The sequence below is a fragment of the Brucella sp. MAB-22 genome (assembly GCF_025908475.1).
Classification (GTDB): Bacteria; Pseudomonadota; Alphaproteobacteria; order Rhizobiales; family Rhizobiaceae; genus Brucella; species Brucella anthropi.
Window position 1 is genome coordinate 73,825 of the sequence record NZ_CP109782.1, and the last position, 14,994, is coordinate 88,818.

The window sequence follows — 14,994 nt, forward strand, 5'->3', positions numbered from 1 at the left end:
GAAAAGCTTATGATTTTCGATACAAAAGTAGCCATTCTTGTCCTGCATGATCTGCCTGTCTGGCAGAAGCTGAACGTGACTGCCTTTATCGCGACCGGCATATCCGGCGCTGTGCCGCACGCCATGGGCGATCCTTATGAGGATGCGGCAGGCCGCAAGCATACGCGTCTGCTCGGCCAGCCGATGCTGATCTTCTCGGCAACACCGGACGTTCTGCAACGGGCATGGCAGCAATCGATCCAGCGCGATCTTATCCGTGCGCCCTATGTGCGCGCCATGTTCGAGACCGGGTATGACGTCGCCAACCGCGCTGTATTCAAGGCGGAAAATGCCGACGCACCCGATCTGGTCGGCCTTGCGCTTTACGGCCCAAAGAAAGATATCGACAAGGCGATCAAGGGAACTAACCTGCATCCTTGAACAGGACGCTCTGGTCGAACAGATAGCGGTTGGAAAGCGGCAGGCTTGCCGCGCCCATCGCCTTGGCATGCACACCAACCTTGCCCTCGATGATCTTCGGCGCGCGCAGGCCCTGCAAGTCGAGGCATGAAAGCTCCACGCGGGTCGCTTCCACGATGCGGTGACGCACATTACCCGGCAACCAGCCATCGATGACGGCGGCGGGAAAGTCGATCACGGAGGCGGCAGCTACCGTTGCATGGGCCAGCCCGCGTGCGGCAAGCGCTACCCATTCGTCGAGCGGCGTACCAAAGTTGCGCCAGTTTTCCGGTGAAAGCCACAGATCGTCGGAGGGCAGGTGCCGCTCCTGCAACATGCGTTCGAGGACGAACAGCGAAGCCGTATCGATGAGCTGCAAGGTTTCGCCGCGCTCCCACGTGCCGCGCATCCGCATCGGCATGGAGCCGAGCGCGCCCGCATTGCCCGTGCGGCCCGGATAGAGCGTGTTGTTCAGCACCACGCCGCCGCCGATGAACGAGCCGATGAAGAAATAGACGAAGTCGGTGAATTCTGGCCCGCGACCAAAGGTCAGTTCCGCACCACAAGCTGCCGTTCCGTCATTCTGCACGAAGACCGGAAACGAAAACGCCTTGGCGAAATCGCCGACGAGATCGGCGCCGAGCCATGCATCCAGATCTTCGGCAGGTGCACCCACTTCCTCGACCCAGTTCCACAATTCGAAGGGTAATGCGATGCCGAGCCCTGCAATGCGGTCGCGCTTGGCCGGTTCGAGGGCTGCCGTGAAAGCGGCGACGCTCTCGACGGCGAAGCGACGGATTTCACCCGGTACAGGCCAGCGATAGGTAATGTGCCGCCGTTCGCGGATCGCTCCCAGAAAATCCATCAGGATGATTTCCGCGCTGCGCCGCCCGATCTTGAGACCGAAGGAGAAAACCCCGTCGGCGGCAAGGCGCATCGGCATGGAAGGTTGGCCTACACGACCGCGCACCCGTTCGCCCTGCGTAATGAGGCCGTCTTTTTCCAGCGCACGAATGATGACGGAAACCGTTTGTGCCGAAAGTCCGGTCAGGCGCGCAATTTCGGCGCGGGCCAAAGCGCCATGCCGGCGCACGAGCGCCAGAACCAGCCGCTCATTATAGGCGCGCACGCCGATCTGGTTTGAACCGCGATTGACGCTCGCGCCCGGCCCGGCGAATTGCAGCATGGCAGGACCCGGAGTGCCGGAAAGGGTGCCAGAAAGGGTGCTGGAAAGCGTATCGGCAGACCCGCTGTCTGGTTCGCCTTCAACTTTATGCCTGACCATAGCCTCTCCCAGATTCCGTGCCATGGAATGCAATCTCGAAATGCAGCCATGGAATGCCGGAATTCCTAAACCAACCATCGGAGGAGAAAAAGCCCTCATTGTGAGGGATATAAAATAAAAACAAACGCTTAAGATGGACCACGTAATGAAACGACCAGCCTGCCGTTCGCTTTGCCGATCCTCTCTCCTCCGTCTTCCAGAGTGACACAGCATATTAATAAATCAAGTGGATTTATTAATTGACTCTGTTTTGAAGCCGTGTTTTGCTTCTCTTCTGCCGGGGGAAGAGGACCGGTTTCAATCTGGGAGGAGTCCATGAAGAAGACAGTTCTGTCGGCAGCCTTTGCTGCCTTCACGCTTGGCGCTGCCGCCATTCCACTGAGTTCGGCCAATGCTGCCGATGTCGGCGCGTGCCTCATCACAAAGACCGATACCAATCCGTTCTTCGTCAAGATGAAGGAAGGCGCTATCGCCAAGGCGAAGGAGCTGGGCGTCAATCTCAAGACCTATGCGGGCAAGATCGACGGCGATTCCGAAAGCCAGGTTGCGGCCATCGAAACCTGCATGGCCGACGGCGCCAAGGGCATTCTCATCACGGCTTCCGACACCAAGGGCATCGTGCCGTCGCTGCAGAAGGCACGCGATGCGGGCCTGCTCATCATCGCGCTCGATACGCCGCTTGAGCCTGCCGATGCGGCGGACGCAACCTTTGCAACCGACAATTTCCTGGCCGGTGAACTGGTCGGCAAATGGGCAGCGGCAACACTCGGTGACAAGGCCAAGGATGCGCGGGTTGCCTTTCTCAACCTCACCGCATCGCAGCCGAGCGTCGACGTTCTGCGCGATCAGGGTTTTGCCACCGGTTTCGGCATCGACCCGAAAGACAAGACCAAACTCGGTGACGAGGATGATCCGCGCATTGCCGGTCGCGACCTGACCGATGGCAACGAAGAAGGCGGACGTCGCGCGATGGAAAACCTTCTCCAGAAGGATCCGAACATCAATGTCGTCCACACCATCAACGAACCTGCCGCCGCCGGTGCCTATGAGGCGCTGAAGGCCGTCGGTCGCGAAAAAGACGTGCTGATCGTTTCCATCGATGGCGGCTGCCCCGGCGTGAAGAATGTCGAGGCCGGTGTGATCGGCGCGACCTCGCAGCAATATCCGCTGCAGATGGCGGCACTCGGCATCGAGGCGATCAAGAAGTTTGCCGATACGGGTGAAAAGCCGAAGCCGACCGAAGGCAAGGACTTCGTCGATACCGGCGTGTCGCTTGTCACCGACAAGCCGGTGGAGGGCGTTCCGTCCATCGACACGAAGACCGCACTCGACAAGTGCTGGGGCTGATAGGCTCTTTGGGTTCTGGTTCGGCAGGTCGTAGGATTTGCCGAACCTTTCTGCAGGTGAAGGCAGGAGACAGACATGAGTGAGCCACAGGCGGCTTCCGCTGCACAAAAACCGTCTATGCAGGACTATGAAAAGACGCTGGCGCAGAGCGCGGCTGATGTCGCCTCTTTCGATGCGGGCGACCAGTCGCTGCTTTATCGGATGCGGAATTTCCTGCATCACAATCCCGCTGCCGTGCCGCTGATCGTGCTCGTCCTGTCGCTGCTGGTGTTCGGCATCACGCTTGGCGGCAAGTTCTTCTCCGCCTTCGCACTGACCCTCATTCTGCAACAGGTCGCCATCACCGGCATCATTGCCGTGGCGCAGACGCTTGTGATCCTGACCGCAGGTATCGATCTTTCGGTCGGTGCCATCATGGTCCTGTCATCGGTGGTGATGGGCCAGTTCACCTTCCGCTATGGGCTTCCCGCCGAACTTTCCGTTCTGTGCGGCTTTGCTACCGGCGCGCTATGCGGCTTCATCAACGGCTTTCTGGTGGCCTATGTCCGCCTTCCGCCCTTCATCGTAACGCTCGGCATGTGGCAGGTGATCCTCGCCACAAACTTCCTCTATTCCGCCAACGAGACGATCCGCGCGCAGGAAATCACGGCGGAAGCGCCGATCCTGCAATTCTTCGGCGAGAGCATCCGCTTTGGTGGCGCGGTCTTTACCTATGGCGTCATTGCGATGGTGCTTCTGGTTCTGCTGTTCTGGTATGTGCTGAACCACACTGCCTGGGGACGGCACGTCTATGCCATCGGTGACGATCCCGAAGCGGCACAGCTTTCCGGCGTCTCGGTCAAGCCGATCCTCATGTCGGTCTATGTGCTGGCCGGTATCATCTGCGCGCTTGCAGGCTGGGCGATGATCGGTCGTCTCGGTTCTGTGTCGCCGACCGCAGGCCAGTTCGCCAATATCGAATCCATCACCGCAGTGGTGATCGGCGGCATTTCGCTCTTCGGCGGACGCGGTTCCATTCTGGGCACCATGTTCGGTGCGCTGATCGTCGGCGTGTTTTCGCTGGGGCTGCGCCTGTGGGGCACCGATCCGCAATGGACCTATCTCCTGATCGGCGTTCTTATCATTGCCGCCGTCGCCATCGACCAGTGGATCAGAAAGGCTGCCGCATGAAAACGAACACCACGCCTGTTCTGTCTGGCAGAAGTCTGGTCAAGCGTTATGGTCGCGTCACCGCACTCGATCATGCCGACTTCGATCTCTATCCCGGCGAAATCCTCGCGGTCATCGGTGACAATGGCGCCGGCAAGTCCTCGCTCATCAAGGCGCTGTCCGGCGCGATCAAGCCGGATGAAGGGGAAATCCTTCTCGACGGCAAGCCGGTCAGCTTTCATTCACCAATGGAAGCGCGACAGGCGGGCATCGAGACGGTCTATCAGAACCTTGCCTTGTCGCCCGCGCTCTCCATCGCCGACAATCTGTTTCTGGGCCGCGAAATCCGCCGCAAGGGGCCGCTTGGCTCGCTGTTTCGCATGCTGGATCGCGGTGCGATGGAAAAGATCGCGCGCGAAAAACTGTCCGAACTGGGCCTGATGACGATCCAGAACATCGGCCAGGCGGTGGAAACCCTTTCGGGCGGCCAGCGTCAAGGCGTTGCGGTGGCGCGTGCCGCCGCCTTCGGCTCCAAGGTGGTCATCATGGACGAGCCGACGGCGGCGCTTGGCGTCAAAGAATCGCGCCGCGTACTGGAGCTTATTCAAGACGTGAAGCGGCGCGGCATGCCCATCGTGCTCATCTCGCACAACATGCCGCATGTGTTCGAGGTTGCCGACCGCATCCACATTCACCGGCTCGGACGCCGCCTGACGGTCATCGACCCGAAGGAATATTCCATGTCTGATGCCGTGGCGCTGATGACCGGGGCGATGAGACCGAAGGAAGCGGCTTGACCACTTGCGCTTGAACAGGGTTGCTGCGCCTTTAACACGGTGACAGGACGAATCACGGAAACCGGACATGACGCCTATTGAGCGCGAAGCCCTGCCTTCGGAAATTCTTGCGCGGCTGGCGGAAACCGACAAGCGCCTGATCGTGGCCATCGCAGGCCCGCCGGGAGCCGGAAAATCCACCATTTCCGACTATCTGCTCCATGCCATCAACAAGGGCGACGAAACGCCGTCCATCGTCGTGCCCATGGACGGGTTCCATCTTGATGACGGGATTCTCGATCAGCGTGGATTGCTGAGCCGCAAGGGCTCGCCGCCCACTTTCGACTGCGCCGGATTTGCGGTGTTGCTGCAGCGACTGAAACAGGCAGAGGGCGAAATCTTCATTCCGGTTTTCGACCGTTCTCTGGAGCTGTCCCGCGCTGCGGCATCCGTGGTCGGCCCGGAGCATCGCGTGCTTCTGGTCGAAGGCAATTATCTGCTGCTCGATCAGCAACCATGGACGCAGCTTGCTCCCTTTTTCGACATGACGCTCTATCTGGATGTGCCCTTTGCAGAGCTGGAGCGTCGCCTGATCGAACGCTGGCTCAGCTTCGGCTTCGATGCCGAAACCGCCCGAAACCGCGCCCTTTCCAACGACATTCCCAATGCCGAACTCGTGGTAGCGCAGTCGCGCAAGGCGGATTTTGTCGTGGTCTCGGACGGGCGATAACAGGGAATTGCACCTTTCAAGGGTTGCGGCGATGCGCTTGCGTCTGCATGATGGGAAAATCGCTTCATCAGTTTCCGACCGGAATAGTTCCCCATGACGACTTATGTTTTTGCGCCGCCCCCGCAGCCTTTTTTGCCTGTGAAGGGAACGGACGCGCGCTTTCCCGTGCATCGCATCTATTGCGTCGGCCAGAACTACGCCGATCACGCCATCGAAATGGGCGGTGATCCGACTCGCAACCCGCCTTTCTTCTTCCAGAAGAACCCGGACAGCCTCGTGATCGAAGGCGGTGATTTCCCTTATCCGCCGAAGACCGAGGACGTGCATCACGAGATCGAACTTGTGGTGGCGCTGAAGGCCGGGGGCACCGACATTGCTGTCGAAAAGGCGCTGGACCATGTTTATGGCTACGCCGTTGGCATCGACATGACGCGCCGCGACCTGCAGGCCGTGGCCAAGAAGGCCGGGCGCCCGTGGGAAGTCGCGAAAGCTTTCGAACACTCCGCACCCTGTTCGGCCATCGTGCCGGTGTCGGAAATCGGCCACCCGGAAAAGGCTGCGATTTCGCTCGCCATCAATGGCGAAACCCGCCAGTCGGGCGACCTCAATCAGATGATCTGGAAGGTGGCGGAAACCATTTCCTACCTGTCTTCGCTCTTTGAGCTGCAACCCGGCGATCTTATCTTTACGGGTACGCCTGCGGGCGTCGGACCGGTGAAGCGCGGCGACCGTCTGGAAGGCAAGGTCGACGGCGTGGCAACCCTCACCGTTACCGTAGTCTGATTCTCTTCACGTGGAGGAGCATGAATGAGCATCTATCTTCCTGATGACGTGCACGACGCTCTGGAGCGCTTCATCGCCGAAAAGCATCCTGGTCTCAACCAGACCGAGGCGATGACGCTTATCCTGCGCAAATGGCTGGTGCGCGAGGGCTATCTGTCGGCGGAGCCCGAACACGGCACACCGCCGGATGAACTGAACGCGACCAATGACGATTGAACAAGGCAGCAATTGACTATGGCCAAACAGCCGCCGGAAGGAGCGGGTCGCAAGACCGCGCTCGGGCGACGCCTTTTGATTCTCATGATTCTGGCAATTGTGCTCGTGATCGCGCTCGTCTGGATGAGCATTTATCTCTTCGATCCAAACGGCGGTCTAGACTTCGATGATCTCGGTATTTTTGCTTTTGATTTCAATGTGGTAGATGCAGTGTCACCGCGCATTTTGTGAGTGCGTTAATCTTTTTGTTACCATTTGAAATATTCATTTTGGCCGAGCCCCGACGTTTAGCGCTTCCGTTTGCCGTCTTTTGCATGGTACATGATCCTCATCGACCGAAAGAATATTGACTGAAACGGGCGCTTTCCGATGCCTGTAAAGCCAAGAGGATCTGGATGGCATTCGAGGACATCAAGGCGGAAATTGCGCTGCTTTTCGAGCAAATGGTGAATCAGCCGCAAGACGCTCATGAAATCCGTGAAACGGTTCGCGAGAAGCTCAATACGCTGCGGGCCAGTGGTTTGCCTCTGCCTGAAGATCTGGTCGAGCTTGAAAAACGCATCGAAAAAGATTTCGATTCCTGAGAACGGATCCGGTCATGCGTTACGCGCTTTCCTCTTCTTCCTCCGCTGGTCTGGTCCGCAAGGGCCTCATGCTTCTTGGTTGTGCCGTGGCGCTCAGCGCCTGCAACACCACCAATGACGGCAAGCCCGTGAAAACGGCGCTGATCACGCAGACCGATACCTCCAGCCAGACCGCTTCCGCAGCAGGCAGCGCTGCCAGTGCCACGGCCAATGCCGCAGGCACGGCGACTGCCGATGCGGGCGCTGCTGCCGGAACGCAGACCGTCGCAGCCGTGACCGATCCTTCCGATCCGGTCCTGCCTGCCGTTGTTCCCATTCCCGGCATTCGTGGCCAGTCCGAACCGATGATGGCCTATGCCGGTGCGCAGGCTGCCGCTTCGCCGGCATCCGTTGCCGCCAATATGGCGTTTGAGACACCGGATCATGCGCCGGAAGAACTCGATGCGCTGATCACCAAATATTCCGTCGCCTATGACGTGCCGGAACGCCTTGTGCGCCGGGTCGTGCATCGCGAAAGCCGGTTCAATCCGGGCGCCCGCAACGGACCTTATTGGGGCCTGATGCAGATCAGCCATCCGACTGCGCGCGGCATGGGTTATACGGGCGCGGCCAAGGGTCTGCTCGATGCGGAAACCAATCTGAAATATGCGGTTCGCTATCTGTCCGGCGCCTATAAGGTCGCGGGCGGTGATGAAAGCCAGGCAGTCCGCTATTATGCGCGGGGCTATTATTACGATGCCAAGCGCAAGGGACTGTTGCAGGAAACCGGCCTCGACGGAAGCTGGAAGCGCAACGGACCGACCCGTGACGCAGCCGCTTCCATCCAGCCGGCATCCTTGCCGGAAGGTGGGACAGCACCGCTCCCCGGCGTCGCTCCCATTCAGGCTTCCTACGCACCGGCAGCGCAATAAACTTCCTATCAACCAACTGTCATCTTGACGCTGCAAAGCGATGGCAGTTTCCTGTTGAGAGCGCATCCCGAAAAATGTGAAACGGTTTTCGGAAAAGATGCGCGTTAAAACAAAGGACTAGAGCGCCGATCTGACCCAATCAGATCGAAACGCGCTCTGGAACCGACGACAGGGAAATTTCATGAATGTAAGACTGCCTCATCCAGTCAAATGGAAATATGACCGGGCCGAATTGTGGGCCGATGGCGTCATCCATGTTCTGGGTGTCGGGCTGGCGCTTGCGGGCGCCATTGCCATGCTGATCTATTTCCTGCCGAACATGCCTGCGGCGACCTCGATTTCGTCGGGGGTCTATCTCGCGAGCCTTCTGGCGGCGCTCGGCATTTCGGCCGTCTACAATATCTGGCCGGTTTCCCCGACCAAATGGTTCCTGCGCCGTTTCGACCATTCGGCGATCTATCTGCTGATCGCCGGAACCTACACGCCTTTTGCCATGCATATGGGCGACCGCGCTCTGCCGCTGCTTCTCTTCGTCTGGAGCGTGGCTTTCGTCGGCATCATGCTGAAACTGTTCATGCCGGGACGTTTCGACCGGCTGTCGATCCTGCTTTATCTGGCGCTCGGCTGGAGCGGCGTCATGGTCTACGACACCATGGTGCAATCGCTGCCGCCAGCCGTTTTCTGGCTGATTGCAGCCGGTGGCATGGTCTATTCGTTGGGGGTGATCTTCCATGTCTGGGAGCGCCTGCGGTTTCAGAATGCCATCTGGCACGGCTTTGTCGTGGTGGGCGCGGCACTGCATTATTGTGCTGTGTTTTTCGTTGGCGCATGGAACTGAAGCCCGCTCTATTTCGGCTCTGACGGTCTGCAAATGGCGCACTTCTGCGCTTCCGGTGCTCATGTACCTAATGCATGTCTCCCAAAAGTGGGAACCGGTTTTGGGATAAAGACATGCAGGAAAACAAAAACTTAAAGCGTGTCGTATGACTACGATAAAATGCGACACACTTTAAAGTACACTCCGCTCCGGTTCTCGAATTGCACCATTTTCGTCGCGTCATAGCCAAAATAGCGAACGGGCTTCGGAGCGCGTGATTGCTCAATGAAAGTCTCGCGAGTTCGGCATGATTTTTACATTCCGCGGATGATGCGCCATCTGGGATGGAGCGACGAGGCGCTGCGCTTCGCGTCCGCTCATTTCGATCAATGCTGCCGAACGGTCCTGCAGCTTTGACGCCACCAGATGCACGACCCCTTCGGGGCTGCGCTGGAGGCGACCTTCGATATGGATCAGCCGCGCGCCCATCACTTCGCGGCGAAACGCTTTCATAATCTTCGGCCAGACGACAATATTGGCGATGCCGGTTTCATCCTCGATGGTGAGAAACACCACGCCCTTGGCACTGCCGGGGCGCTGGCGCACTGTGACGACGCCCGCCACTTTCATGCGGCGTCCGTCGGCACCTTCCTGCACAGCACGACAGGTTGAAACGCCTTCCGCCGCCAGACCCTCGCGCAGATATTGCAGCGGATGCCCTTTCAGCGAGAGCCGCGTCGTCTCGTAATCGGCAATCACATGTTCGGACGCGGCCATTTCAGGAAGTTTTGTGCGCGGTTCCTCCGCCAGTTCGCTGGTTGCGGCGGCGCGGAACAGCGGCAGGGTTTCATCATTGGGCAGACGGCGCACGGCCCAAAGTGCTGCGCGGCGGTCGATGTCAAGCGAGCCGAAGGCATCGGCATCAGCCAGAAGCGTGAAGGCGCGCCGGTCGAGCCGGAGCCGCCGATGCATGTCCTCGATGGTGCGGTAAGGCTCCTGCCGGTCGGCAATCAGGAGTTCGGTGTCCCGTTTGGAAAAGCCGTCGATCTGGCGGAAGCCGAGCCGGAGCGCCGGTCGAATATCGAGCGTATCCTCCAGAATATTATCCCAGTGACTGAAGTTCACATCGACGGGCAGCACCGTCACACCATGTTCGCGGGCATCGCGCACAATCTGGGCGGGCGCATAAAAACCCATGGGCTGGGAATTCAGAAGTGCGGCGGCGAACACTTCCGGATGGTGGCACTTGATCCACGCAGAAATATAGACCAGATGCGCAAAGCTTGCCGCATGACTTTCGGGAAAGCCATATTCGCCGAAACCCTTGATCTGGTTGAAGCAGTTTTCGGCAAAGGTCCGGTCGTAGCCACGATTGACCATGCCTTCGATCATCTTTGTCTCCATCGTATGGATGGTGCCCATCTTGCGGAAAGTGGCCATGGCGCGGCGCAACTGGTTGGCCTCATCCGGTGTGAATTTTGCAGCCTCCATGGCAATACGCATCGCCTGTTCCTGAAACAGCGGCACGCCCTTGGTCTTGCCGAGAATTTGTAGCAACTCGTCGGGCGGCCCATATTCCGGCGCTGGCGATGGCAAGGTGCAGGGTTCCTCATTGTTTCGCCGCCGCAGATAGGGATGCACCATGTCACCCTGAATGGGACCGGGCCGCACGATGGCGACCTCGATGACGAGATCATAGAACTCACGCGGGCGCAGGCGCGGCAGCATGTTCATCTGGGCGCGGCTTTCCACCTGAAACACGCCGAGCGAATCCCCCTTGCACAGCATGTCGTACACGGCTTCGTCTTCGCGCGGCAGATTGGCCAGCGTCAGCTTTTCGCCGCCATAAAGCTGCGGCTTGTGCTGGTGAATGAGGTCGAAAGCCTTGCGGATGCAGGTGAGCATGCCGAGCGACAGCACATCGACCTTCATCAGCCCCACCTCATCGATATCGTCCTTGTCCCATTCGATGAAGGAGCGGTCTTCCATTGCTGCCGGGCCGATGGGCACGGTCTCGTCCAGACGGTCGCGGGTGAGCACGAAGCCGCCGACATGCTGCGACAGGTGGCGCGGAAAGCCGATCAGCGTGATGGCCAGTTCCACCGCGCGTCGGATGATGGGATTGTCGGGGTCGAGACCCGCCTGTCTGATATGCTGCTTGTCGATGCCGCCGCCGGATATGCCCCAGACCGTATTGGCGAGTGCTGCCGTCACATCCTCAGTCAGCCCCAGCGCCTTGCCGACATCACGGATCGCACTGCGGGACCGATAGCTGATGACGGTTGCGACAATGGCCGCGCGATCTCTGGTGTAGCGGTCATAGACATATTGCATCACCTCTTCGCGTCGCTCATGCTCGAAATCGACGTCGATATCCGGCGGTTCCTTTCGCTCGACCGAAAGAAAGCGCTCGAACAGGAGGTCAACCTGTGTCGGGTCCACACCGGTGACGCCAAGGCAGAAGCAGACAACGGAATTGGCCGCCGAACCGCGCCCCTGACACAGAATTTTCTTGGAAATTGCAAACTGCACAATGTCATAGACGGTGAGGAAATAGGCCGCATATTGCAGCCTTTCGATCAGCGCCAGTTCCTTGTGGATCAGCGTCTGCACCTTCGGCGGGATGCTGTTAGCGCCGTAATGACGGGCAGCACCTTCCCAGGTGAGATCATGCAGATGCTGTTGCGGCGTCTTGCCGGGCGGCACCGGCTCGTCGGGATAATCATATTTCAGCTCATCAAGCTGGAAGGTGATGGGCGCGACGAAATCGGCGGTAGCCTCGACTGCTTCAGCGTAGTCGCGGAACAGCCGCAGCATTTCCTTTGGTGGTTTCAGGTGGCGTTCGGCGTTCTTTTCGAGAAGCTGCCCGGCTGCGAAAACAGTCGTGTGGTGGCGGGTTGCCGTCAGCACATCCTGAAGCGCGCGGCGGTCGGGATGATGATAGAGCACGTCATTGGTGGCGAGCAGCGGCACATTGGCTTCGGCTGCAAAACGGGCGATGCGTTCGGCCCGGCGTCCGTCATGGCCCTGATGCGGCATGGCGAGCGCCAACCAGACCGAGCCGGGGGCAGCTTGCGCAATCTCGGTCAGGCGCGCGGCAAAATCCGGTCTGTCGTCTTCAGGCGGAAAAACCGCGATCTGGAACTGCCGGGCGCGAAACAGCAGGTCGCTCCATTCGAGATGGCATTCGCCCTTGATGGCAGCGCGTGCCTTGCCCTCCGTCAGCAGGCGGCACAATTGCCCATAGGCAGCGCGATCACGCGGATAGACGACCATATCCGGCGTGCCGTCGGTGAAGGACAGGCGACAGCCGATGAAAAGCCGGAAATCGCTCTTGTCGCGAAAATCCTTCCATGCCGCATGTGCCCGCACCACACCGGCCAGCGTGTTGCGGTCGGCAATGCCGATACCGGACAGACCAAGCTCATGCGCACGCGCTACCAGTTCCTGCGGATGCGACGCACCGCACAGGAAGGAGAAATTGCTGGCAGCAGCCATTTCGAAATAAGGAGCCATCACGCAAACAGTCCGTGTAAAAACCAGCGCGGATGATTGGCACCGTCATAAAGGCCTTCGCGGAAAATCCAGAAGCGCTGGCCGTTCTCGTCTTCCACCCGGTAATAATCGCGCAGTTCCGGAACCGTGTGACCGATTGCGAGCCACCATTCCGGTTCGATCCTTTCCGGTCCTTCGGCAAGGCGCACATGATGGCGCACCCGCCGCCACAGGAAAAACGAAGGCGGACTGTCGGGCACTTCCGCCACGCTTTCAATCAACTGCGGCGGGCGAAACAGTTTTATGGGACGCAGAGGCGGGTCGTTGGGAAGTGCTGGGGGAAGTGCTGCTGTGTTTTCGTAATCGGCTTCGCCCTTGCTGTCCGTGTGCAGAGCAGGGCGCAGGCCGAAAGCCCGTTCAGGAATATGCGTGTTGCGCGAAAAGGAGACGAGAACGCGGTTCTGTCCAAGCCGCGCCGAAAGCCGGTCGACAAGCTGGCTAAACCCCGCTTCATCTTCCTCATGCTGGTCGAGCCCCGTCTGGCGCTGGGCGATTGGCGCGCTGCGCAGCGCTGCCAGCCGGATCATGTCGAAGCCGAAACCTGCATCGAGCGGGTCGGTCAAGGCGTTGAGCCTTTCACGCGCAAGGCGCAGGAAAACCTTGTCGCTGCGCAAGGGCTGGCCGGTCTCGATGTGGATATGACGCATTTCGCCGTCGACACGGAAGAAGGAGGCCTCAATCAGAAGCGCGCCTTTGCCCTCCGGTTCAAGCTGCGCAAAAAGCTCCTGCGCCAGTTCCTGCAAGATGCGTTCGACCAGTTCCATTGCGGTAACCGGCTCTGACAGGCGGCGCTCGACGGTACTGAGCGGCATGATGCGCATGGGGGAAATCGGCGCGCGCTCCTGCCGCGCCAGCCGGTCGAGCCGGGTCGCAAGATCGGTGCCGAAGCGGGCGGTGAGTGCGGCGCGCGGAAGCCCCATCACATCGCCGATGCGTTTCAATCCGGCGCGTTTAAGGCCGGTTTCCGCAGCTTGCGTCAGTTCAAGCGCGGAGAGCGGCAGGCGGGGAAGCAGCCGGTCGGCCTCTGCTCTGCTGAAGACACTGCCCTTCGTTCCCCGTGCCAGAAGTCGCGCGGCAAAACTGTTATCGGCAATCGCCGCCTGTACGCCAAGCCCGGCCCGTTCCAGACGCCGGATTGCATCGGCACGCATGGCGTCGAGCCCGCCAAAAAGATGCGCACAGCCGGTTATGTCGAGCATCAGCCCATGCGGCTCATCGAAGGCGACAAGCGGCGTGTAGCGCTCGCACCAATGGGCAAGACGCTTGAGCAATGCCGCATCATGTTCCGGTGCTGCCGTTGCCACTTCAAGCCGTTCCACGCGGGCGCGCGCATCCGTCAGTGCCATACCGGGAAAAAGGCCGAGCTTTGCCGCTCCGGCATCCACTGCTGTCAGGCGCAGCGCATTGGCCGTGCGTTCGGTCACAACCAAAGGCAGGCGCGGTTTGCCGTCAGGCGGAGCGCTGTTGCGAAGCCGGTCGGTCGGCAGAAACGGAAACCAGAGGGCGAGAAACAGACGTTCTGCCATCCCGTTCGTTAGCACCAAATTCCTGGGTTTCATTGTTCCATTCCATGATCCATTGCCCGCATGTGCCGTGGCGATTGCGTTCCAGAACCGCCGAAAAGACAGGCTTGCCGGGTGCGTTCGCTCCACTTGAACGGGACGGCGCGGGCGCCACCCGCCAGCGGCTGACGGCAGCGCTTTGCACAGCCGTCCGGTGGCTCCGGAGCAGGATGACGGGCAGCTGCGCGGTTTCTGTTGCCAGAAGCAGACGACGCGAAGCGGTCAGGTCGAGGCATTTCGGCTGGCCTGTCACCGAGGCGACGACGCCGGAAACAAGATGCGAAGCCTTGCCGCCGGTTCCGGCTTCCAGCGCATCATTTGCCGCCTTCAGGACATCCTGTGCCGTGGGGCAGCGCACGATCAGAAGTCGCGACGGATCGATCCCGAAGGCATGAAGTCCCGGCGGATAAAGCCCGCCATATTCACTTGCAGCACTTTCTTCCTCGATCCAGATAATCGGGCGACGAGGCTCTATGGCGCGTTCTGCCGCACGGGCGGCAAAGGCGAGCGCAAAGCCGGTCGCAGCCATATGCGCGCCGGGGTTTTCGGCAAAAACCTCATGCAGCGCGTCGCCTGCCAGACCATGCGGAAAGGCAGCATCCGCTCCGGCAAGGCCGAGCGTGAAACTGCGCGCCCGCCCGAAGCCCGTTTGCCCCTGATTTGCAAAACTGCCTTGCGGATCGTTGCCTTCAATGGTCGTAACCATGCGCCGCAGCGCCGCGATGTCGATGCCGCTCACGTCTAGATTCCATCTTTTTGTTCTCTATATGTTCTAGTATTGAATCGAGCGAGGCAAGAGTCAAGCGGGATCAGAAATCAGTCCAGTGGACTGATTTCCTTG

Annotated in this window: 15 protein-coding genes; 11 read left to right on the plus strand and 4 right to left on the minus strand. The window is 59.7% G+C overall.

Features of this window, described 5'->3' with window-relative positions:
• The first annotated feature begins 9 nt into the window (after window positions 1-9).
• Window positions 10-420, plus strand: a complete 411-nt coding sequence (locus tag OHI65_RS09890) for a DUF2000 domain-containing protein (protein WP_011982298.1) — start codon at window positions 10-12, stop codon at window positions 418-420.
• On the opposite strand, the gene OHI65_RS09895 is transcribed toward OHI65_RS09890, so the two are convergent.
• Window positions 404-1,723, minus strand: coding sequence for an ROK family protein (locus tag OHI65_RS09895; RefSeq protein WP_011982299.1), 1,320 nt, complete (start codon window positions 1,721-1,723; stop codon window positions 404-406). The genes OHI65_RS09890 and OHI65_RS09895 overlap by 17 nt on opposite strands.
• Window positions 1,724-2,038: 315 nt before the next feature.
• Here OHI65_RS09895 and OHI65_RS09900 point away from each other — a divergent pair, with 315 nt between their 5' ends.
• The 10 genes from OHI65_RS09900 (at window position 2,039) to trhA (ending at window position 9,057) form a co-directional block, all read left to right on the plus strand.
• Complete coding sequence (locus OHI65_RS09900) at window positions 2,039-3,070, plus strand: sugar ABC transporter substrate-binding protein (protein WP_125300499.1); 1,032 nt, start codon at window positions 2,039-2,041, stop codon at window positions 3,068-3,070.
• A 75-nt stretch (window positions 3,071-3,145) separates the two neighbouring features.
• Window positions 3,146-4,240: an ABC transporter permease gene (locus OHI65_RS09905; protein WP_010657874.1), complete on the plus strand. Its 1,095-nt coding sequence runs from the start codon at window positions 3,146-3,148 to the stop codon at window positions 4,238-4,240.
• Entirely contained in the window at window positions 4,237-5,016 is a 780-nt protein-coding gene (locus OHI65_RS09910; protein ID WP_125300500.1) for an ATP-binding cassette domain-containing protein, read from the plus strand. The genes OHI65_RS09905 and OHI65_RS09910 overlap by 4 nt, the downstream gene beginning before the upstream one ends.
• Window positions 5,017-5,083: 67 nt before the next feature.
• Window positions 5,084-5,725, plus strand: coding sequence for a nucleoside/nucleotide kinase family protein (locus OHI65_RS09915; protein ID WP_125300501.1), 642 nt, complete (start codon window positions 5,084-5,086; stop codon window positions 5,723-5,725).
• A gap of 93 nt (window positions 5,726-5,818) precedes the next feature.
• A complete protein-coding gene (locus tag OHI65_RS09920) occupies window positions 5,819-6,508 on the plus strand; it encodes a fumarylacetoacetate hydrolase family protein (protein ID WP_011982304.1) in 690 nt (229 codons plus the stop codon).
• 24 nt (window positions 6,509-6,532) lie between these two features.
• The gene (locus OHI65_RS09925; protein ID WP_010657878.1) at window positions 6,533-6,724 is read left to right on the plus strand and encodes a hypothetical protein; all 192 of its coding nucleotides are present in this window, start codon (window positions 6,533-6,535) and stop codon (window positions 6,722-6,724) included.
• A gap of 18 nt (window positions 6,725-6,742) precedes the next feature.
• Window positions 6,743-6,955: a hypothetical protein gene (locus OHI65_RS09930; protein ID WP_029375838.1), complete on the plus strand. Its 213-nt coding sequence runs from the start codon at window positions 6,743-6,745 to the stop codon at window positions 6,953-6,955.
• 164 nt (window positions 6,956-7,119) lie between these two features.
• Window positions 7,120-7,308 carry a hypothetical protein gene (locus OHI65_RS09935; protein WP_010657880.1) on the plus strand — a complete coding sequence of 63 codons (189 nt, stop codon included), beginning with the start codon at window positions 7,120-7,122 and terminating at the stop codon, window positions 7,306-7,308.
• Window positions 7,309-7,322: 14 nt separating this feature from the next.
• Complete coding sequence (locus tag OHI65_RS09940) at window positions 7,323-8,219, plus strand: lytic transglycosylase domain-containing protein (RefSeq protein ID WP_040129029.1); 897 nt, start codon at window positions 7,323-7,325, stop codon at window positions 8,217-8,219.
• Window positions 8,220-8,400: 181 nt separating this feature from the next.
• Window positions 8,401-9,057, plus strand: coding sequence for a PAQR family membrane homeostasis protein TrhA (trhA, locus tag OHI65_RS09945; protein WP_010657882.1), 657 nt, complete (start codon window positions 8,401-8,403; stop codon window positions 9,055-9,057).
• Window positions 9,058-9,318: 261 nt separating this feature from the next.
• On the opposite strand, the gene OHI65_RS09950 is transcribed toward trhA, so the two are convergent.
• Genes OHI65_RS09950 through OHI65_RS09960 form a run of 3 tightly spaced genes read right to left on the minus strand, consistent with a single transcriptional unit; the run spans window position 9,319 to window position 14,892 of the window.
• On the minus strand, window positions 9,319-12,552 hold the full coding sequence (locus OHI65_RS09950) for an error-prone DNA polymerase (protein WP_125300502.1): 3,234 nt from the start codon (window positions 12,550-12,552) through the stop codon (window positions 9,319-9,321).
• A complete protein-coding gene (locus OHI65_RS09955; RefSeq protein ID WP_125300585.1) occupies window positions 12,552-14,105 on the minus strand; it encodes a Y-family DNA polymerase in 1,554 nt (517 codons plus the stop codon). Before OHI65_RS09955 ends, OHI65_RS09950 begins: the two co-directional genes overlap by 1 nt.
• Window positions 14,041-14,892 carry an ImuA family protein gene (locus OHI65_RS09960; protein ID WP_094514613.1) on the minus strand — a complete coding sequence of 284 codons (852 nt, stop codon included), beginning with the start codon at window positions 14,890-14,892 and terminating at the stop codon, window positions 14,041-14,043. Before OHI65_RS09960 ends, OHI65_RS09955 begins: the two co-directional genes overlap by 65 nt.
• Window positions 14,893-14,994: the final 102 nt, after the last annotated feature.

What these genes read in the sequence shown, in the direction of transcription:
- OHI65_RS09890 (WP_011982298.1), top strand. Translation starts at nt 10, where the DNA reads ATGATTTTCGATACAAAAGTAGCCATTCTTGTCCTGCATGATCTGCCT.
- OHI65_RS09895 (WP_011982299.1), bottom strand. Translation starts at nt 1,723, where the DNA reads ATGGTCAGGCATAAAGTTGAAGGCGAACCAGACAGCGGGTCTGCCGAT.
- OHI65_RS09900 (WP_125300499.1), top strand. Translation starts at nt 2,039, where the DNA reads ATGAAGAAGACAGTTCTGTCGGCAGCCTTTGCTGCCTTCACGCTTGGC.
- OHI65_RS09905 (WP_010657874.1), top strand. Translation starts at nt 3,146, where the DNA reads ATGAGTGAGCCACAGGCGGCTTCCGCTGCACAAAAACCGTCTATGCAG.
- OHI65_RS09910 (WP_125300500.1), top strand. Translation starts at nt 4,237, where the DNA reads ATGAAAACGAACACCACGCCTGTTCTGTCTGGCAGAAGTCTGGTCAAG.
- OHI65_RS09915 (WP_125300501.1), top strand. Translation starts at nt 5,084, where the DNA reads ATGACGCCTATTGAGCGCGAAGCCCTGCCTTCGGAAATTCTTGCGCGG.
- OHI65_RS09920 (WP_011982304.1), top strand. Translation starts at nt 5,819, where the DNA reads ATGACGACTTATGTTTTTGCGCCGCCCCCGCAGCCTTTTTTGCCTGTG.
- OHI65_RS09925 (WP_010657878.1), top strand. Translation starts at nt 6,533, where the DNA reads ATGAGCATCTATCTTCCTGATGACGTGCACGACGCTCTGGAGCGCTTC.
- OHI65_RS09930 (WP_029375838.1), top strand. Translation starts at nt 6,743, where the DNA reads ATGGCCAAACAGCCGCCGGAAGGAGCGGGTCGCAAGACCGCGCTCGGG.
- OHI65_RS09935 (WP_010657880.1), top strand. Translation starts at nt 7,120, where the DNA reads ATGGCATTCGAGGACATCAAGGCGGAAATTGCGCTGCTTTTCGAGCAA.
- OHI65_RS09940 (WP_040129029.1), top strand. Translation starts at nt 7,323, where the DNA reads ATGCGTTACGCGCTTTCCTCTTCTTCCTCCGCTGGTCTGGTCCGCAAG.
- trhA (WP_010657882.1), top strand. Translation starts at nt 8,401, where the DNA reads ATGAATGTAAGACTGCCTCATCCAGTCAAATGGAAATATGACCGGGCC.
- OHI65_RS09950 (WP_125300502.1), bottom strand. Translation starts at nt 12,552, where the DNA reads ATGGCTCCTTATTTCGAAATGGCTGCTGCCAGCAATTTCTCCTTCCTG.